The organism is Pseudoalteromonas tunicata (genome assembly GCF_002310815.1).
In the GTDB taxonomy this organism is placed as follows: Bacteria; Pseudomonadota; Gammaproteobacteria; order Enterobacterales; family Alteromonadaceae; genus Pseudoalteromonas; species Pseudoalteromonas tunicata.
In genome coordinates this window covers 1,881,503-1,900,134 of record NZ_CP011032.1, presented here as the reverse complement: position 1 = coordinate 1,900,134, position 18,632 = coordinate 1,881,503, and the positions used below count along the sequence as shown (strand labels likewise).

Sequence of the window (18,632 nt, the reverse complement as noted above, 5' to 3'; positions counted from 1 at the left end):
ATGGGGCTTAGTTTACTCAACTTATTATCCGCCTGATATAAAAAAGCCGCGAACATTGCTGAAACGCGGCTTTACAACCAGAAATTGAGACTATTTTCTATAAGGCTTTTTCAAGTGCAGGCAAGACATCAAATAAGTCTGCCACTAAGCCGTAATCGGCAACTTGAAAAATTGGCGCGTCAGGATCTTTATTGATTGCGACAATCACTTTTGAGTCTTTCATACCTGCAAGATGCTGAATTGCACCGCTAATGCCGACGGCAATATACAGATTTGGCGCAACAATTTTGCCTGTTTGGCCTACTTGCATATCGTTTGGTACAAAGCCTGCGTCGACCGCAGCGCGTGAAGCGCCAATGGCTGCACCTAGTTTGTCAGCAATGCCTTCAAGTAAGCTAAAGTTTTCACCATTTTGCATGCCTCGACCACCCGAGATAATGACCTCTGCTGCCGTAAGCTCTGGGCGAACTGATTCAGTTTGGCTTACCGATACAAACGAGCTTGAATTTGAAGCATCACCCTGTGATAAAGCGGTAATTGCACATGGTGCTTGTTGCGCAGGCAAATCAAACGCACTTGACCGTACTGTGATCACTTTTTGGCTTTCTAGTGATTTTACAGTTGCAATGCCATTACCCGCATAAATTGGACGCTTGAAAGTCTCAGCATCAACGACCGCTGTAATTTCAGAGATTTGGCTTTTATCGAGTAATGCCGCAATGCGAGGCAATACATTTTTACCTGACGTTGTTGCAGGTGCAAAAATATGGCTGTAATCATTGGCAAGTCCACAGACTAAATCAGCAACATTTTCAGCAAGTTGGTGTTCAAATACTGCATTATCAGCCACAAGTACATTGTTAACCCCTGCAATGGTTGCAATAGTTGCAGCTGCATCTGTGACATTATGACCAACTAATAATACGTCAATCTCTGCGCCTACTTGGTTTGCAGCATTCACTACTTTTGCAGTATCTGCTTTTAATACACCGTATTCATGTTCGGCAATAACTAAACTTCTCATGCGATCACCTTGGCTTCATTTCTTAATTTTTCAACGAGTTGTGCAACATCACTCACAATCACACCACTGGCACGTTGCGCAGGCTCTTCAACTAAAAGCACTTCAACTCGCGGTGATAAATCAACACCAAAACTCTGGGCGTCAACGACATCAAGCGGTTTACGCTTTGCTTTCATAATGTTTGGCAATGACGCATAACGGGGCTCATTTAAGCGTAAATCTGTGGTGACTATCGCAGGCAGTGATAATTCAACTGTTTGCAGGCCACCATCCACTTCGCGAGTAACCTGTAATTTACCCGAATCAACGGCTACTACTGACGCAAAAGTCCCTTGTGGACGTTTTGTGAGTGCCGCAAGCATTTGGCCAGTTTGGTTATTATCCGAATCAATAGATTGTTTACCTAAAATAACAAGCTCAGGTGCTTCTTGTTCAACTAATTTTGCAAGTAGTTTGGCAATGTGAAGTGATTCTAGATTTAAAGCGGTCTCGATATGAATGGCACGATCTGCGCCAAGTGCAAGTGCTGTACGTAATTGTTCATGGCAGGCTTTATCGCCAATTGAAACGACTACAACTTCGGTTGCTTTTCCTGCTTCTTTGATGCGGATAGCTTCTTCAACTGCGATTTCACAAAAAGGATTCATTGCCATTTTAACATTGGCTAAATCAATGCCTGTTTTATCTGCTTTTACTCTTGCTTTGACGTTGTAATCAATAACTCGTTTAATTGGCACGAGGATTTTCATAGACGCTCCCTTGTCTGTAACGCAGGCAATGCAGCGCTACAGTTATAAAGTTGTTAACATTTTTTTATGTGATTAGCGTACTTCCTGTTGACGTAAACGTCAACCTAAAATAGTCTTATAGCATAATTTACTATTTAACTATTCTGTTGCTAGTTATTTACGTCACCGTCACTGTTATTTAGAGGTAAGTATGGTTGAGCGCGAAACCATGGAGTTTGATGTTGTTATCGTTGGTGCAGGCCCTGCGGGCTTAAGTGCAGCAATCCGTTTAGCACAACAAGCACAAAAAAATGAACAAGAATTAATGATTTGTGTTGTTGAAAAAGGCTCTGAAGTCGGTGCACACATTTTATCTGGGGCGGTGTTTGAAACGCGCGCCCTCGATGAACTTCTGCCAGATTGGCAAGCTATGGGTGCACCTATTAGCACAGCTGTCAGCCATGATGATATCTACTGGTTTAATAATGAAAGCAAAGCCACAGCTATTCCCCACTTTGCTGTGCCAAAAACCTTTCATAATACGGGCAATTATATTGTCTCAATGGGCAATGTCTGCCGTTGGCTTGCCACTCAGGCCGAGCAACTCGGGGTTGAAATTTTCCCGGGCTTTTCGGCACATTCTCTGATCATTGAAGAAGGTACCGTTAAAGGCATTATTACCGGTGATATGGGCCTAGATAAAGAAGGTCAACAAAAAGACAGTTTTATGCCTGGCATGGAGCTTCGCGCCAAATACACCCTGTTTGCCGAAGGATGCCGTGGTCATTTAGGAAAAGAACTTATTCGCACTTTTAACCTTGATAATGGTAAATCTCCACAGCATTATGGCTTGGGTATTAAAGAAATCTGGCAAGTAGAGAGCGATGTCCACCAACAAGGTAAAGTGGTACATGGCACGGGTTGGCCACTTGATGCAACTACACAAGGCGGTGCATTTATGTACCACAGCGAAGATAATCAAGTAGTTGTCGGTTTAATTGTTGATTTGAACTACACAAACCCGCATTTGAGCCCGTTTGACGAGTTTCAGCGCATGAAACACCACCCCGTATTTGCACAAGTTTTGACTAAAGGCAAACGCATAGCATACGGTGCCCGTGCAATTGCTAAAGGTGGGTTAAACTCACTGCCGACCATGCATTTTCCAGGTGGTCTATTAATTGGTTGTGATGCTGGTACGCTTAACTTTGCCAAAATAAAAGGCAACCACACTGCAATGAAATCAGGCATGATTGCCGCCGATGTCGTGTGTCAGGCGCTCAAATCGGGGGCTGCCAATACTGATTTATTTGAATTTGCAACCGCATTTAAAACCTCATGGTTATTTGAAGAGCTTCACAGCTCACGCAATTTTGGCCCAGCAATGCATAAGTTTGGTAAAGTGCTAGGTGGTGCTTATAACATGGTTGACCAAAACCTGTTTGGCGGCAAACTGCCTTTTAATTTACGTGATGATATCGCTGATCACACAACCTTAGTACACAAAGATAAGGCGGCTAAAAAAGAGTATTCCAAACCTGATGGCAAATTAAGTTTTGATAAGCTCTCGTCGGTTTTTTTATCTAATACCAATCATGAAGAGTCACAACCGTGCCATTTAACACTCAAAGACCAGCACATTCCAATTAGTGTTAATTTAGCGCTGTATGATGAGCCAGCGCAGCGCTACTGCCCTGCGGGCGTGTATGAAATTCAGACCATTGAGCAGCAAGATACATTAGTAATCAATGCTCAAAACTGTATTCACTGTAAAACCTGTGATATCAAAGATCCAAAACAAAATATTACTTGGGTGACCCCTGAGGGTGCTGGCGGGCCAAATTACCCTAATATGTAATAATAATTGGTCATACTAAATCCTAAATTGCAGGGGGCGAAAGCCCCTTTTTTGCAAATTAAATAGAATGATCAATACTCTAGTGATATTTCACTATCTGTTTTTATAAAAATGGTTAAACTGACCACCTATAAAAAATGGGGCTCTCACAATGAAACAATCTTCGATGGTATTTCGCTTTTTGGCAGAACCGACCGATGTAAACTTTGGCGGCAAAGTGCACGGTGGTGTGGTAATGAAATGGATTGATCAGGCCGGTTACGCCTGCGCAGCAGGTTGGAGCGGTCATTATTGTGTCACAATATCAACTGGGACAATTCGCTTTCATCGCCCTATTTTAGTAGGTCAAATTGTTGAAGTATCAGCAAAAATTGCTCATACAGGTAAAACAAGTATGCAGATTTTCATTAGCGTCAAATGCGGTGACCCTAAAACGCAGGCGATGAATGAAACCAATCACTGCATCATTAATTTTGTCGCGACCGACCAAGCTGGCTACCCAGTTGAAGTTCCCACCTTTGTGGCCACCACAGAAGAAGAAAAACGCCTCGAAATCTATGCTATTAAAATGAAAGAAATTTCAATTCAAGCCGAATCTTTATTGCAAACTCCCTAAGCGCAGTTTGTTCTAGCCTTTAGCTAAGCGAATGATTAAAATGCTCGACCTCTTTGGTTACAAGGTCGAGTAATGCAGCACTATCAAATCGAACCGATTGGTTATATCCAATCTCCCTACAAACAAAAGTTTGCTATTCCTCGCCAACCGAGACTGATCCCCGAAGCAAAAGCAAAACTGATTTTTAATCCTACTTTTAATCGTGAAGAGTTTGTTCGTGGTTTAGATGAATTTAGCCATGTTTGGCTGTTATTTCGGTTTCATGAAACTGCTGATAAAGGCTGGTCAGCACTGGTGCGCCCACCCCGTTTAGGTGGCAATGAAAAAAAAGGCGTCTTTGCTACGCGCGCAACCTTTAGACCGAACGCCATTGGCATGAGTGCTGTAAAACTAGACGGCATAAACTACAAAAATGGTCAATTATCGCTTGAGCTATCAGGGATTGACCTGCTTGATGGCACGCCAATCATCGATATTAAGCCTTATTTACCTTACTCAGACAGTTTACCTGATGCACTCGGTGGCTTTGCCGATGATCGTCCTGAAACAGAACTTACGGTTGAATTTACGCCACAAGCCATTGCTTTTTGTCAAGCGCAAAGCGCGTTTCCCGAATTACAGGGCTTTATTAGCAGTGTCTTAAAACAAGATCCTCGCCCTGCGTATAAAAAAACCAAAGAAGGCATTCAACAATACGGTATGACGCTGCATTGCTTCAACATAAAATGGCAAATTGAAGGCAATTGCAATATCGTATTAGAAATTACCAAGCAAAGCGCTCGTTAAGCTTTTTTGCAAGCAAAAGCACTGCTACACTAGCGACTTAAACATTTAATAGATTGTTAATCTGCAATAAGAATACGGAACAATAATGCGTACAAGCCAATATATTCTCGCAACACTAAAAGAAGTCCCTTCAGATGCTGAAATTATCAGCCATCAACTGATGTTACGCGCTGGGATGATCCGCCGTTTAGCATCAGGATTATATACCTGGTTACCCTCAGGTTTACGTGTATTACGTAAAGTTGAAGCGATTGTGCGTGATGAAATGGAAAAAGCCGGCGCAATTGAAATGCTGATGCCTGTGATCCAACCTGCAGATCTGTGGATTGAGTCTGGTCGTTGGGAACAATTTGGCCCAGAATTATTACGAATTAAAGACCGTCATAATCGTGAATTTGCCCTTGGCCCAACACACGAAGAAGTGATCACTGAGTTTGTACGTAAAGAAGTATCAAGTTACAAGCAGTTACCTTTAAACTTATTCCAAATTCAAACCAAAGTACGTGATGAAGTTCGCCCACGTTTTGGTGTTATGCGTGCTCGTGAGTTCACGATGAAAGATGCCTATTCTTTCCATTTAAGTGATGAGTGTTTGGCCAATACATATGCAATCATGCACCAAGCATATTGCAATGTGTTTGAACGCATTGGTTTAGAGTACCGCCCTGTTATTGCAGACACCGGTTCGATTGGTGGCAGTGTGTCACACGAGTTCCATGTACTTGCCGAATCAGGTGAAGATGCCATTGCATTTAGCTCTGGCAGTGATTACGCGGCAAATATTGAAAAAGCAGAAGCTGTGATGCCATCAGAGCCTCGCCCTGCGGCAACAAAAGAATTAAATACGTTTGCTACCCCTGATGCTAAAACCATTGAAGATTTAAAAACATTACACGGTGTTAAACCACATCGTTGTGTTAAAACCTTGATTGTTTATGGTGCACCCGATGAAGAAGGTAAACGTGGCCTAGTGGCATTAGTGGTTCGTGGCGACCACGAACTCAATGAACTTAAAGCTGAAAAACACCCACTGTGTGACAGCCCGCTCGAATTTGCTAAAGATCACGACATTATTGCAGCAATTGGTGCAGCCCCAGGTTCTCTTGGCCCAGTCGGTTTATCAATTCCTGTAATCGTCGACCGCTCAGCGAGCATTCTTGCTGATTTTGTTGCCGGTGCGAATAAAGATGGTGAACATTATTCAGGTATCAATTTTGACCGGGATGTGGCCAATTATGAAATTGCTGATTTACGCAATGTGGTTGAAGGTGATGTGAGTCCATGCGGTAACGGTACACTTTCAATTAAACGTGGTATTGAAGTGGGTCACATTTTCCAACTGGGTACTAAATACTCCGATGCGATGAAAGCAGGTGTATTAAATGAAACCGGTAAAAACCAAATCATGACCATGGGTTGTTATGGTATTGGTGTATCTCGGATCGTAGCGGCTGCTATTGAGCAAAACTTTGATGCTAAAGGCATAGTATGGCCAAAAGCGATTGCACCATTTCAAATTGCCATTGTGCCAATGAATATGCACAAGTCGCACCGTATTCCTGCGGTGGCTGAGCGTATTTATCAAGAGCTTAAAGCTGCAGGCATTGAAGTATTATTTGATGACCGTAAAGAGCGCCCAGGTGTGATGTTTAACGATATGGAACTTATCGGTATTCCACACACTCTTGTGATTGGCGAGCGCAACCTTGATGACAATTGTGTTGAATATAAGAGCCGTAGTGGTGAAAACGCCATGTATAACTTGGACACGGTTGTTGCTGAGTTAATTGCTAAAATTCGTGGTTAATTAATTCATATTGTTAGTCTGAAAAACCGTAGCATTACACTACGGTTTTTTTATGGTTAAATTTTAATGAATACACAAAAACAGTATTACCCTAAGCTAGCCAATTACTTAAATACTGATATAACCCCATAGAAATATTAACAATGGTAATATCTGCTGTATTACTCAATTAACCACTTTATCTCTTTTTCATTCACAGTGAGCCCTGTAGGTAGCAGTAGCGACTGAATTAAGGCCACTATTTCACCCTTTTTAAGTTGCGCCGCGTCTTTGTTTTCTGGGGTATCAAAATACAATAAAACGGTAATAGCGTATTGAGTCGACTTAGCTTCAAGAGTATGACTGACATAGCGAAAGCCCGTCAGGGTAAACGTTAGTTCATCACATAATGCATTAAGCTGTTTGATTACCGCAGTATTCATTTTTTTATCTGTTTTTTTCATAACAATAGAGAGGTCTTTTAGAAAATAAAAAAGCTCGTAATCATTACGAGCTTAAAAGATGCCTAAGGTTAACTGGTTTTAGCGAAAAAGTACCGACTCTTTCTTAAACCAATGAACGCAAAAGGCCATTAAAACACCTGCTAATACCACAGTTGCACAAAAAATCATGCCAACTAATGAATAATCTACCGTACCTTTAAGTAAATCTTTAATCGCAAGGGCCACGTTAGTAATTGGGATCATTGCAGTTTTATAGGTCAGTTCCATATTAGGCATCATAGCAACTAATAACGGCATAAATGCTAACATGGTCAATGGGCCCATATAATTTTGCGCTTCTTTAAACGTCCGAGCATAAATTGAGATAGCCAATACAACAGATGAAAACACAGCAGCAAGGGGGATAAGCATCAACAGAATTAAACTTAAATCCAATATACCTATGGTTCCTACCGCTTCTTTGAGCGCTTTTAGCTCAACAAAATGGCTGATCAAGCTCATCCACACGCCCATACTCACCACAGTTATCAGTGCAGTGGCCAAAGAGCTGGTTAATACGGTTAAAAACTTACCTAAAACAAGCTCAGTACGAGTAACAGGTGTCAGTAATAATGTCTCTAAGGTGCCTCGTTCTTTTTCGCCTGCACCTAAATCAATCGCAGGATAAGTAGCACCTGCAAGCACCAAAGGAATAAGTAAATAAGGGATAAGCGCACCGAGCTTTTCGCCCAAGTTTTCACGCTTATTTGCAGTATCAACTTTTTCAATCTCAATCGGTTTCAATAATGCAGCTTGAGCCGTTTGTTCAACGCCCAGTAAGGAAAAGCGTTCTGCTTGTAATACCCCAGAGAAATTCTCAATAGCTTCTTTTACGCGACTGAAGATAAAGTTGATTGACGATGCATCGTTATACACCACTTGCCATTTACTTTGTTCACCGGCTGCCAGTTTGTCGCGTGGTTCGGTTGGAATAATAATACCAACATCAATTTTGCCATCTCGCACCGCTTGTTTCATTTCCTCTACAGTGGTGTAAACCGCTTCAGTCTGTTTAAAGCTTTTGTGATAAAACATCTCTTGAGCAAAAGAAGGAGCAAATGCTTCATTAGCAATCGCGTAGGTATGCACTTTTTGCTCAGCTTCTAACGTTGCTTGGCTCATCAAAAAACCAATTAAACCAAAAATAATGGGAAACACTAAAATCGGCATAGCCACAACAAACAATAAGGTTTTTTTATCGCGCAATAGTTCGCGCAATTCCTTGAGAAAAACTTCAAACATGGCTTGGCTCCTGCAAAAGATTTAAAAATGCTTGGTTTAAAGTATCACTTTGACCTTGTTGCTTAAATTCGCTCAAAGTGCCATTAAAACAGCTAATACCTTGGTTAATAACAGTGACGCGCTCACACAATAAAGCAATTTCATCAAGATGATGAGTCGAGAAAATCACTGGCGTGCCCTGCTCTTTGAGGCCTTGAATAAACTTAATCACCGTTTGTGTCGTCATAATATCAAGCCCTGTAGTAGGTTCATCGAGCACCACAACTTCAGGGAAATGCACTACAGCACGGGCAATATTAGTTTTTTGTTTCATGCCCGTTGATAAATGCTCGGCTCGTTTATCAACAAAACTGTGCATATCAAGCATATCAAATAGTTCTTCACAGCGATTCTTTACCGATAATTTACTCATACCATGTAAACGAGCAAAATATTCAATATTTTCTTTGGCAGTTAAACGGCCATATAACCCGGTAGAACCCGATAAAAAACCAATTTTTTTACGTGCTTCAAGAGGCGATTTAATCACATCGACACCGTTAATCACTATGTTGCCAGCATCCGGTTGTAAAGCAGTTGACAGCATACGAAGTGTGGTTGTTTTTCCCGCGCCATTTGGGCCTAATAACCCGAGTACTTCGCCTTTGCCGCATGAAAAGCTGACATCTCGCACGGAGTGGAAATAATCGGCATCTTCGCGGGGATCAACAAATTCTTGTTTGTTTTTTTTATGATCTTTGGTGAGCTTAAATTTCTTTTTGAGCCCGAGTACTTCAATCATCATGTATTCCTTCGTTTAGGCCTAAAGTAATCCGTATTGTGATAAAACTGCGGATCTTGATTGTCATCATACCAATTAGGAATGCCTAGAAATGGCATGGGTGATAACTGTTTATTATTTATAAGTACCTGATTATCACTAATATGATTACAAAGTGCATCATCTAATTCCTGGTACTGCTTTTTTAGTGATAAAAGGTTAAATTCACTGATAAGCGGTAAAAATAATACTTTACCAGTGAGCCCTAAATACGGTTTTGTTGCCATTTCGTAATTGGCATGACCAAACATAAAAGCGTTAATTTGATTGCCCCACAAAGCTCGATGAGTAACAAACGCATCTGACCATTGATGCGTTTGCAACAAGACAGGTATTTGCGAAGCCAATAGATCTGTGGGGTCGTAGGTGACTATCACACCACATTCGTCAAATAAGGTAATGGCATTGCGAGCGGTTGAACGCTCAACTAAGCCAAACTCATTGATCTCATTTATATGAAGTTGATTAAGTAAACTTTTAGTTTTTGGAAACAATAACCAAATAAATGCCCCAAATAAGTCATGCCAATTTTCTAACCGAGTTGGCACTTGCCCTGTTTCATAAATAATTTGCTCGTAATAACGGGTTTCGTTGGCTAAATCATCATTGGCAACAAATTTTAACTTTTGCCCGCTAGCAAGCACAATCCCATCTGAGAGTTGATTAAACCACTCAACCGAGGGCCATTCACTGTGAGATGAAAGAGAAAATAATGCGTCAAGATGAGCAAAAAGTGGCACATCAAGAAACGCTACACTCCAATGGGTATCTGCAACAAAGCGCTTGTTAGCGCTGTGTGTTTTGTCAGTCATTGTCAAACCTTGGCTTTTGAGCCATTAATCTAAAAACCGCGCTACTTTACCGCAAAAACTGGTTTGATTTAACTGAAGTTCATATACTAAAGCCAACTTTTTAAGGAAAGTAATTATAATGAAAAAAATATTTGCCTTATCTTTAGTCTCCATGGCGGTTTTAACGGGCTGCCAGAGCACTGGGATTTCAACAGAACAACAAAACATTGCTTATCAAAGCATTAACAGCTCAGAACTAGCTAACCATATAAAAGTGCTTGCCTCTGATGAGTTTGGCGGCCGTGCGCCTTCAAGTGAAGGTGAAACGCTAACACTAAACTATTTAACAGAGCAATTTAAAGCCCTTGGCTTTAAACCAGGTAATGGCGACAGCTTTTTACAAGAAGTGCCATTAGTTTCGCTGGAAGCTGACCCAAATATGACCCTCACGTTAGGTAGCAAGTCTTACCAATATAAACAAGATATGGTAATGGGTTCTAGCCGAATTAGCGCAGGTGAAGCAATTGAAAACTCACAACTGGTTTTTGTCGGTTATGGGATCAATGCACCTGAATATAATTGGAATGATTATCAGGGTGTTGATGTAAAGGGCAAAACCGTAGTGATGCTGGTTAATGACCCGGGTTTTATCAATAAAGATCCTGCCCAGTTTACGGGCGAAGCTATGACATATTATGGCCGTTGGACTTACAAGTTTGAAGAGGCAAGTCGCCAAGGTGCAGTCGGTGCCATTATCATTCATGAAACAGCACCAGCCTCGTATCCTTGGTCGGTAGTTGAAAACTCGTGGAGTGGCCCACAATTTGGTTTTCAAAAAGAAAACAACAATATGGACCGCGTTGCGGTAGAAGGCTGGATCACGGTAGAAACAGCAAAAGCAGTATTTGCCGAAGCCAACATTGATTTTGAACAAGCAAAAACAAACGCGGCGCAAGGCAGCTATCATGTGCCTTTGGGTGATTTAACTGCGTCTGTCAGTGTTAAAAATACCATCAAAAAATCAGTATCGAATAACTTTATTGCCACATTACCTGGCAGCACAAAAAGTGATGAGCACATTATTTATTCAGCGCACTGGGACCATTTAGGCACTGATAAAAACCGTAAAGGTGACCAAATTTATAATGGTGCACACGATAACGCGACCGGTACTGCTGGCTTAATTGAAGTTGCACAAGCATTTACCATGTTAGGCCAACAGCCTGAACGTTCCGTCACTTTTTTAGCCGTCACTGCTGAAGAGCAAGGTTTATTAGGCTCTAAGTTTTATGCTGCTAATCCAATTATCGCACCTAACAAAACTGTTGCTAACATCAACATGGATAGCCTCAATTTACTCGGTCGCGTAAAAGATATTAGTGTTGTTGGCTTAGGTAAATCGGACCTTGATGCACGTTTAGCGGTTGCCGCAAAAGCACAAAACCGCACGATATCAGGCGATCCAAAACCTGCAGCAGGTGGCTATTACCGCTCAGATCATTTTGCATTTGCTAATATGGGTGTGCCTGCTATGTACGCTGGTGGTGGTACACAAGCGCTTGATGATAGTACAGAAAACTACCGTAAACGTATGAGTTTAGTGCTAAAAGGCTGCTATCATCAGCCGTGCGATCGCTTTCGAGATGAATGGGATTTAACTGGCGCTGTGGAAGATTTACAACTGTTTTATCAAGTAGGTTTTAGCTTGTCGCAAGATGGCAGCTGGCCTGCTTGGAATAAAAATTCAGAATTTCAACGCAACAAATGATATTGATTATCATTTAGATCTAAATTATAGTGCACTGAATAATTTAATTCGGTGCACTTTATGGACAGCTCAGTCTCTTATCCCATCCTCACAAATCAACTTTACCAAAAGGCACGAATAAAACGTTCAATTGTTGTTATTGCCGTCTTAATTTTATTTGCCCACCCCGCGACTCATTTATTAATCAAACAAGCTTTAGTTGATGCCTTTTATCAAGTCGCTGTATTTGTTGCTGGCACATTATTTTTATTCCATCAATTTAGCCGTTATATTCCGCAAAAAATAAAACAAAGCTATTGTGATCATCCTTATCTCAGTATCCCATTTGCAGCATTCATGGGTGCACTACCAGGATGTGGTGGCGCAATCGTTATTGTGACGCAATATACCCAACAAAAAGCAAGCTTTGCCGCTTTGGTGACCGTACTTATTGCAACGATGGGCGATGCCGCATTTTTGTTATTAGCAACAGAACCAAAAACCGCGTTGCTGGTTTTATCGGTTTCAATTTGCACCGCGATTGCCACGGGGTTTTTTATCCGTTTATTCCATGAGGATAATTTTTTAATACCAAAACAAACAAACACTTCATTTATAGTAAAGTCTCCCCCTTCTAGCGTAAAACAGCATTATGCGGCTATTTTTTGGCAGTTTGTGCTTATACCTAGTTTACTTATTGGGTTATTAAGTGCGCTACAAATTGATATCGCTGCTTATAGTGAAACGATTTCTTTTATTACACAGTGGTTTGCAGTATTTGCATGTGGTTTTATCTTAATCAATTGGTCATTTAGCAATAACAATGAACCGCTAATTAATACCTCGCCATTAAATGCACCAAAACAAGTTTGGCCAAAAGTCGTTGCAGACACACATTTTGTCACCACTTGGGTCATTGTTGCTTTTATTAGTTATGAATTGATGGTGAATTTTCTTGGACTAGACTTGGCTAATTGGTTACAGCACGGTGTTTTATTTGTTCCGCTTATTTGTGCAATTATTGGTTTATTACCCGGTTGCGGACCACAAATATTAGTCACCAGTCTTTATTTACAAGGTATCATTCCAATCAGTGGTTTAATCAGTAATGCTATTTCTAATGATGGTGATGCGTTATTTCCTGCCATTGCACTTGCACCTAAAGCAGCTTTAGTTGCCTCTATTTACTCAACGGTACCAGCGCTATTTATTGGGTATGGATTTTATTTCTTCTATTAATGATGGTCTTGGGTTTGTTAAATTTTTTTAAACCAAATTTCCTTGCTGCCTTTAATAATTTAACCATACCAAAGCTGGCAAGTTTCAAAATAATGGTCATAGTTTAAAACGTAAATAGTATGTTTTTTAATCACAACTATTGCTTATCGGTAGGAAAAAAGGATGTTTATATGGAATATATTAATTTTGAAAACATCAACGACATCACACTCAAGCTGATTAATCATCAAGCCTCAAATGAGCAAATTGAAGAATACGCAAATTTGTGTCGTAGTTTGTTGCAACAAGCGCGCGTAGAAACGGATAACGCCGTTGAAAGTATCGCAAGGTGGAATAAAATTCGGCCAAATAGATAGGCTGTTTGATGTTAATTATCTAGACAATAAAAAACCCAGTTTCCACTGGGTTTTTTATTGCTGTTTAAATTAGCGCATTGCCATTAACATTTTAGCTGGATTTTCTAAGTACTCTTTCCATAAATTATTAAAGCGCGCAATCGTACCACCATCAATCACTCGATGATCGCCCGACCAACTTACTTGCATAATCGCACGAGAAACCACACTACCATTGACATCAAAACGAGGTAAATGCTGCACTTTGCCAAGCGCGACAATCGCAACCTCTGGCTTATTAATGATAGGCGTAGCGGTTGTACCACCAATTGCACCAATATTTGAAATTGAAATAGTTCCCCCTTTCAGATCATCTGGAGCAACACGTCCTTCGCGGGCGGAATCAGTTAAGCGGCTAATTTCTTGTGCTATATCTATAATACTTTTTTGCTGACACTGCTTGATATTCGGTACTAATAAACCAATTTTCGAGTCGACTGCCATACCGATATTATGATCAGTAAAATAAGTCAATTCGGTACATTCATCGTTAACTTGACTATTAAGTACCGGGAACTCAGTGATCGCAAGCGATAATGCTTTTACAAAAAAAGGCATCATGGTTAATTTAACGCCTTGATCTTGGTATTGCTGTTTAAGCTGCAATCTTAAATCAATAATTTGTGTTAAATCAATTTCATCACTGAAGGTAAAATGTGGAATAGTGGTAACAGAGGCCATCATTTGTTTCGCCATAGCCGCTTTAATACCGCGAATTGGCTCAACTCGTGTTGCATTGCTTGAAACTACTGCTGGAACTTTAGTCTCGACTGATAGCACTGACTGGTCTGGTTTTGGTAAAGAAAGATAGCGTTCGATGTCTTCTTTGAAAACACGGCCATTTTTGCCGGTGCCAGGTACTTCAGATAAATCGACATCTAGTTCACGCGCACGTCGCCTTACGGCTGGCGATGCTAATGCTTTTCCTTGAGCAGCCTTAGTCACCTGTGCCATGGTATTTGGATTGCCGGCGACCACAACTGGCGTAATCTCAGTGACAATTTCACTTGGTTTACTTTGGCTTAAGCGCATTTGAAAGATTGGACTGTGCACTTTCGCTATTTCACCTTTTTGGTAATACAGCTTTTCGACAATACCACTGTATTTGGCTGGAATTTGCACCAATGCCTTATCTGTCATTACATCACAAACAGCCTGATCTTCTTCGATTTGCTGTCCTTCAGTGACTAACCAGTCAACAATTTCGCACTCCACAATACCTTCGCCAATGTCAGGTAATATAAAATCTTCTAAAATATCAGATTGCACCGCTGTGACAGCGGAAGTATCGGGCAAATTGATTTCGGGTTCATTCACTTGCGAACCATCAGCAACCGACATAGCAAATAAGGGAGCGTGAACCTTCGCAATTTCGCCTTTTTGATAATACAGCTTGGCAATCACACCTGAATAAACTGCTGGAATTTGCACCAGTGCTTTATCAGTCATTACGTCACAAATAGGTTGATCTTCACTAACGGTATCACCTTCTGCAACGAGCCATTCAACGACTTCACATTCAACAATGCCTTCACCAATATCAGGTAATATAAAATCTTGCGTCATGAATAATCCTTAAAACGAGACTGATTGTTTAATCGCACTGAGCACTTTTAGTGCATCGGGTACATATTCTTTTTCAAGAGCCAATGGGTATGGCGTATCTAAACCACAAACACGTAAAATTGGCGCTTCTAAATGCAAAAAGCAATGTTGTTGGATCGTTGCAGCAATTTCTGCCCCAAAGCCATTAGTAATTGGCGCTTCATGACTAACAACTAAACGCCCAGTTTTAATAACTGATTGTGCAACTGTTTCTCTGTCCCACGGTAAAATACTGCGCAAATCAATAATTTCGCAGCTTATACCATCTTGCTCAGCCAATTTAGCTGCTTGCTCAATGATTTCCATCTGAGCACCCCAAGCGAGTAAAGTGACATCTTTGCCCTCTTTAACGACTTCGGCTTTACCTAATTCAATGGTGTAATCTTCAGTTGGCACTTCACCAATAGAGGCACGATACAAACGTTTTGGTTCAAAAAATAATACTGGGTTATCGTCTAAAATAGCAGCACGCAGCAAGCCTTTCGCTTGATGTGGATTACGAGGCACCACAATTTTAATGCCTGGGGTGTGTGCAAAATAAGCCTCTGGCGATTGAGAATGATATAAGCCCCCAGCAATACCACCGCCGTATGGAGTACGAATAGTCAGTTTACCAACATTGAATTCGTTACCACTACGGTAGCGAAACTTGGCAGTTTCATTAACAATCTGATCAAAAGCTGGGAAAATATAATCAGCAAATTGGATCTCTGCAATTGTTGGCGCACCAAATGCGGCTAAACCATTAGCAAAACCCAAGATACCTTGTTCAGTTAAAGGAGTATTAAATACGCGATGTCTGCCATAACGCTCTTGCAAACCAGATGTTGCACGAAAAACACCACCAAAATGACCAACATCTTCACCGAAAATACAAGCATTTGGATGCTCGGCCATCGAAATATCCAGCGCAGAGTTAATTGCCTGCAGCATGTTCATCTGAGCCATTATTTAATTCTCCCTGAAGTGGTAGGATAAGCCTGTGGATGCGCCAAGATATGCTGTTTTAATTCGTCATATTGTTCAACTAATAATGGAATTGGCTCATCGTAAACATCTGATATCAAACTTTCTAATGCTGGTTTTGCAATTTTTTCAGCCACTTTCACAGCTTCGAGAATACTCTCTCTGATTTTTTCTTTTTCGCTTTCGTCAGTCGCTTCATCAAGCCATTCTTTTGCAATTAACCATTTTTTGAATCGGGCAATTGGGCAATTAAGCTGTTGAGACGCTTCTTCTTCTTTTGAACGATAACCTGATGGGTCATCCGAAGTCGAATGCGCACCGAGGCGATACGCAATTGATTCGATTAATACTGGCTCACCAGTAGTAACACAAATTTTACGGGCTGCTTGGGTTGCAGCAAATACAGCTAATGCATCAGCCCCATCAACACGAATTGTTTTAATCCCGTAGCCTACGCCGCGCGATGCAATACCATCACCTGCAAATTGTTCATCAGCAGGGGTTGAAATAGCATAACCATTATTGCGGGCGAAGAAAATAACCGGCGCCTTTAGCACTGCAGCCATGTTTAAACCGGCATGGAAATCACCTTCAGACGCGGCACCTTCACCAAAATAACAAATAGTAATATTGTCGATTTCAGAACCAAGCTCGCCAGTCTGTGGATCAATATGCTTCAATTTTTGGCCATAGGCATGGCCACTTGCTTGTGGAATTTGAGTGCCAAGCGGCGATGAGATAGTCATGTAATTTAAAGCGTTCGAACCATAGTGGATTGGCATTTGTCTGCCTTTACCCAAATCACGTTCGTTTGAAAACATTTGGTTCATAAACTGTTCGAGGCTAAAACCACGATAATGTAACGCCGCTTGTTCGCGGTACTGCGCCATGATCATGTCATCTTGATCAAGTGCTGCAGCACTGGCTGTCACCGCAGCTTCTTCACCTAGGCACTGCATATAAAAACTGATCCGCCCCTGACGTTGCGCAGCTTGCATACGCTCATCGAGCATACGGATAAAACGCATAGTGTGGTAAAGGCGAAGTGCTGTTTCTTGATTGATGTCTGGCACTGTTGCGCCAGGATAAACGTCACCATTTTCACTTAATATTTTAAGTGTTGGAATATTAAGCGCATGACCATCAATAAATGAAAGTTCATGGTGAATATTCAAGGACACGTTATTGGGATTCGTCATAACCTTCCTACTCTGTTGTTGTGCAGTCGCTACATTATTATTAATTTGTTGAGTTGCCGTTTTGATAGAACTGAAAAATTAATTCATCAATCTGACTTTGAATGAATAATTCAGTTAATCTACAAAACTAAAATTATTTATTCGTTCAGTTAGCGTACTAAATGTGTTTAAAACTGCACTGACTTTACGTTAACGTAAACGGATATTCAACTAATTTTAGTTGAACATCCGTAGAGTGTGGAAAGTTTTTTATACGAGGTTTTCGAATTGACTAAGTGGGATCACAGTTAAAACTGCTCGTTGACCTAATGCAACGTTCGCATTAGGAAATATAACAGCTTCGCCTTCAACTTCAGCGAAATATTCAGTTTTGCCGTCAGTTGCAAGTAAGGCTCCTTTAGTGAAGCCAGTAAAATTCTCGACATCTTCACCAAAGCTAAAACTAAATTTTTCTTCTGTACGGTTAATTGCACGATGTACTTCAAACAACTCAAAATCTAATAGATTAAATTCCGGATATTGAACTTCTTTTTGGCTAATTAATGCAGTCAAACTCTGCTTACACTGCATAAAACGACTCATATCATTGTGACCAAATGGTTTTACTTGTCCAAGCTCCACCGTAAACGCATCAGCACCAAATTGATGTGATGAATAATAGCTAAACGTCGTCGCAGCGGATTTCATCATTAATACGGTATTGACCCCGCACGCTAATAAAAAACTCAGCTGTTCATTTTTCCACGGCTTGCCATGCAAAAATGGATAAACAGCAAATTTTTCATTTTTTGAGCCTCGAATAGCCGTATGTAAATCATAATGATAACGACGACGCCCCTCTTGCACCGCATTGTAAAAATCAGCAACGTATTGTTCTAATTTAGCCGCGCGTAATCGTTCATTATTTGCGGGTGCTTGAGTATGGGCACCACTAAATAAACGGTTCAAGTTTTCTTCGACAAATCTGTCACCAATATTAATGGACGCAGGATTGCCAAAAATAAACATTACTCGCTGTGTAAGTTCGAGTTCTTCAAGCAAAATTGCTTTTATAAGTTCGTCACATATCTCAATGGGTGCTGTTTCATTACCATGAATTGCACTTGAAATGATAATGTCTTTATTAGTCTCTACCAATGGTTCAAACTGGATAACACCAGTATCGAGGATAGCTACTTTGGTGCCATTTTTTAATGTAAATTGGCTTGCTGCTAAATGCCATTCATGTTGACGTGAAAGCGATAAGAAATCGCCATCAGTTTGTAATTGTGTGAGATACATGGAACGTCCTTTGAACAAATTTTGGATAACAAAAAGGCGGTCTAAG

The 18,632-nt window shown here is 40.8% G+C and carries 17 protein-coding genes; 7 read left to right on the top strand and 10 right to left on the bottom strand.

The features are described from left to right. Positions 1-97 precede the first annotated feature (97 nt). Positions 98-1,024 (bottom strand): electron transfer flavoprotein subunit alpha/FixB family protein, encoded by a 927-nt coding sequence (locus PTUN_RS08640; RefSeq protein ID WP_009839860.1) that lies wholly within the window; start codon positions 1,022-1,024, stop codon positions 98-100. Beyond that, a complete protein-coding gene (locus PTUN_RS08635) occupies positions 1,021-1,773 on the bottom strand; it encodes an electron transfer flavoprotein subunit beta/FixA family protein (RefSeq protein WP_096035245.1) in 753 nt (250 codons plus the stop codon). The genes PTUN_RS08640 and PTUN_RS08635 overlap by 4 nt, the downstream gene beginning before the upstream one ends. A 190-nt stretch (positions 1,774-1,963) precedes the next feature. Between PTUN_RS08635 and PTUN_RS08630 the strand changes: the two genes are divergently transcribed. The 4 genes from PTUN_RS08630 to PTUN_RS08615 all read left to right on the top strand — a co-directional run bounded on the left by PTUN_RS08630 (position 1,964) and on the right by PTUN_RS08615 (position 6,819). After that, positions 1,964-3,610: an electron transfer flavoprotein-ubiquinone oxidoreductase gene (locus PTUN_RS08630; protein ID WP_009839858.1), complete on the top strand. Its 1,647-nt coding sequence runs from the start codon at positions 1,964-1,966 to the stop codon at positions 3,608-3,610. Between the two features lie 151 nt (positions 3,611-3,761). After that, positions 3,762-4,226 (top strand): acyl-CoA thioesterase, encoded by a 465-nt coding sequence (locus tag PTUN_RS08625; RefSeq protein WP_009839857.1) that lies wholly within the window; start codon positions 3,762-3,764, stop codon positions 4,224-4,226. A gap of 72 nt (positions 4,227-4,298) precedes the next feature. Continuing rightward, the gene (gene tsaA / locus PTUN_RS08620) at positions 4,299-5,012 is read left to right on the top strand and encodes a tRNA (N6-threonylcarbamoyladenosine(37)-N6)-methyltransferase TrmO (RefSeq protein ID WP_009839856.1); all 714 of its coding nucleotides are present in this window, start codon (positions 4,299-4,301) and stop codon (positions 5,010-5,012) included. Positions 5,013-5,097: 85 nt separating this feature from the next. Continuing rightward, positions 5,098-6,819: a proline--tRNA ligase gene (locus tag PTUN_RS08615; RefSeq protein ID WP_009839855.1), complete on the top strand. Its 1,722-nt coding sequence runs from the start codon at positions 5,098-5,100 to the stop codon at positions 6,817-6,819. A gap of 161 nt (positions 6,820-6,980) precedes the next feature. On the opposite strand, the gene PTUN_RS08610 is transcribed toward PTUN_RS08615, so the two are convergent. The 4 genes from PTUN_RS08610 to PTUN_RS08595 form a co-directional block, all read right to left on the bottom strand. Beyond that, on the bottom strand, positions 6,981-7,262 hold the full coding sequence (locus PTUN_RS08610; RefSeq protein WP_009839854.1) for a hypothetical protein: 282 nt from the start codon (positions 7,260-7,262) through the stop codon (positions 6,981-6,983). A 78-nt stretch (positions 7,263-7,340) separates the two neighbouring features. Beyond that, on the bottom strand, positions 7,341-8,543 hold the full coding sequence (locus tag PTUN_RS08605; protein WP_009839853.1) for an ABC transporter permease: 1,203 nt from the start codon (positions 8,541-8,543) through the stop codon (positions 7,341-7,343). Beyond that, complete coding sequence (locus tag PTUN_RS08600; RefSeq protein WP_040644133.1) at positions 8,536-9,324, bottom strand: ABC transporter ATP-binding protein; 789 nt, start codon at positions 9,322-9,324, stop codon at positions 8,536-8,538. The genes PTUN_RS08605 and PTUN_RS08600 overlap by 8 nt, the downstream gene beginning before the upstream one ends. Beyond that, complete coding sequence (locus tag PTUN_RS08595; protein ID WP_009839851.1) at positions 9,324-10,175, bottom strand: DUF3025 domain-containing protein; 852 nt, start codon at positions 10,173-10,175, stop codon at positions 9,324-9,326. The genes PTUN_RS08600 and PTUN_RS08595 overlap by 1 nt, the downstream gene beginning before the upstream one ends. Before the next feature lie 118 nt (positions 10,176-10,293). Here PTUN_RS08595 and PTUN_RS08590 point away from each other — a divergent pair, with 118 nt between their 5' ends. The 3 genes from PTUN_RS08590 to PTUN_RS08580 all read left to right on the top strand — a co-directional run bounded on the left by PTUN_RS08590 (position 10,294) and on the right by PTUN_RS08580 (position 13,496). Next, positions 10,294-11,922, top strand: a complete 1,629-nt coding sequence (locus tag PTUN_RS08590) for a M28 family metallopeptidase (protein WP_040644132.1) — start codon at positions 10,294-10,296, stop codon at positions 11,920-11,922. A 60-nt stretch (positions 11,923-11,982) separates the two neighbouring features. After that, entirely contained in the window at positions 11,983-13,140 is a 1,158-nt protein-coding gene (locus PTUN_RS08585) for a putative manganese transporter (RefSeq protein WP_009839848.1), read from the top strand. Between the two features lie 170 nt (positions 13,141-13,310). Further along, positions 13,311-13,496 carry a hypothetical protein gene (locus PTUN_RS08580; protein ID WP_009839847.1) on the top strand — a complete coding sequence of 62 codons (186 nt, stop codon included), beginning with the start codon at positions 13,311-13,313 and terminating at the stop codon, positions 13,494-13,496. A 69-nt stretch (positions 13,497-13,565) separates the two neighbouring features. Here the strand turns inward: PTUN_RS08580 and PTUN_RS08575 are convergent, their stop codons facing one another. The 4 genes from PTUN_RS08575 to astE form a co-directional block, all read right to left on the bottom strand. Continuing rightward, positions 13,566-15,101, bottom strand: coding sequence for a dihydrolipoyllysine-residue acetyltransferase (locus tag PTUN_RS08575; protein WP_009839846.1), 1,536 nt, complete (start codon positions 15,099-15,101; stop codon positions 13,566-13,568). 9 nt (positions 15,102-15,110) lie between these two features. Beyond that, complete coding sequence (locus PTUN_RS08570) at positions 15,111-16,088, bottom strand: alpha-ketoacid dehydrogenase subunit beta (protein ID WP_009839845.1); 978 nt, start codon at positions 16,086-16,088, stop codon at positions 15,111-15,113. Beyond that, positions 16,088-17,305 carry a thiamine pyrophosphate-dependent dehydrogenase E1 component subunit alpha gene (locus PTUN_RS08565; protein ID WP_040644131.1) on the bottom strand — a complete coding sequence of 406 codons (1,218 nt, stop codon included), beginning with the start codon at positions 17,303-17,305 and terminating at the stop codon, positions 16,088-16,090. The genes PTUN_RS08570 and PTUN_RS08565 overlap by 1 nt, the downstream gene beginning before the upstream one ends. 249 nt (positions 17,306-17,554) lie before the next feature. Next, positions 17,555-18,586, bottom strand: a complete 1,032-nt coding sequence (gene astE / locus PTUN_RS08560; protein ID WP_009839843.1) for a succinylglutamate desuccinylase — start codon at positions 18,584-18,586, stop codon at positions 17,555-17,557. Between the last annotated feature and the right edge of the window lie 46 nt (positions 18,587-18,632).

What these genes read in the sequence shown, in the direction of transcription:
- PTUN_RS08640 (WP_009839860.1), bottom strand. Translation starts at nt 1,024, where the DNA reads ATGAGAAGTTTAGTTATTGCCGAACATGAATACGGTGTATTAAAAGCA.
- PTUN_RS08635 (WP_096035245.1), bottom strand. Translation starts at nt 1,773, where the DNA reads ATGAAAATCCTCGTGCCAATTAAACGAGTTATTGATTACAACGTCAAA.
- PTUN_RS08630 (WP_009839858.1), top strand. Translation starts at nt 1,964, where the DNA reads ATGGTTGAGCGCGAAACCATGGAGTTTGATGTTGTTATCGTTGGTGCA.
- PTUN_RS08625 (WP_009839857.1), top strand. Translation starts at nt 3,762, where the DNA reads ATGAAACAATCTTCGATGGTATTTCGCTTTTTGGCAGAACCGACCGAT.
- tsaA (WP_009839856.1), top strand. Translation starts at nt 4,299, where the DNA reads ATGCAGCACTATCAAATCGAACCGATTGGTTATATCCAATCTCCCTAC.
- PTUN_RS08615 (WP_009839855.1), top strand. Translation starts at nt 5,098, where the DNA reads ATGCGTACAAGCCAATATATTCTCGCAACACTAAAAGAAGTCCCTTCA.
- PTUN_RS08610 (WP_009839854.1), bottom strand. Translation starts at nt 7,262, where the DNA reads ATGAAAAAAACAGATAAAAAAATGAATACTGCGGTAATCAAACAGCTT.
- PTUN_RS08605 (WP_009839853.1), bottom strand. Translation starts at nt 8,543, where the DNA reads ATGTTTGAAGTTTTTCTCAAGGAATTGCGCGAACTATTGCGCGATAAA.
- PTUN_RS08600 (WP_040644133.1), bottom strand. Translation starts at nt 9,324, where the DNA reads ATGATTGAAGTACTCGGGCTCAAAAAGAAATTTAAGCTCACCAAAGAT.
- PTUN_RS08595 (WP_009839851.1), bottom strand. Translation starts at nt 10,175, where the DNA reads ATGACTGACAAAACACACAGCGCTAACAAGCGCTTTGTTGCAGATACC.
- PTUN_RS08590 (WP_040644132.1), top strand. Translation starts at nt 10,294, where the DNA reads ATGAAAAAAATATTTGCCTTATCTTTAGTCTCCATGGCGGTTTTAACG.
- PTUN_RS08585 (WP_009839848.1), top strand. Translation starts at nt 11,983, where the DNA reads ATGGACAGCTCAGTCTCTTATCCCATCCTCACAAATCAACTTTACCAA.
- PTUN_RS08580 (WP_009839847.1), top strand. Translation starts at nt 13,311, where the DNA reads ATGGAATATATTAATTTTGAAAACATCAACGACATCACACTCAAGCTG.
- PTUN_RS08575 (WP_009839846.1), bottom strand. Translation starts at nt 15,101, where the DNA reads ATGACGCAAGATTTTATATTACCTGATATTGGTGAAGGCATTGTTGAA.
- PTUN_RS08570 (WP_009839845.1), bottom strand. Translation starts at nt 16,088, where the DNA reads ATGGCTCAGATGAACATGCTGCAGGCAATTAACTCTGCGCTGGATATT.
- PTUN_RS08565 (WP_040644131.1), bottom strand. Translation starts at nt 17,305, where the DNA reads ATGACGAATCCCAATAACGTGTCCTTGAATATTCACCATGAACTTTCA.
- astE (WP_009839843.1), bottom strand. Translation starts at nt 18,586, where the DNA reads ATGTATCTCACACAATTACAAACTGATGGCGATTTCTTATCGCTTTCA.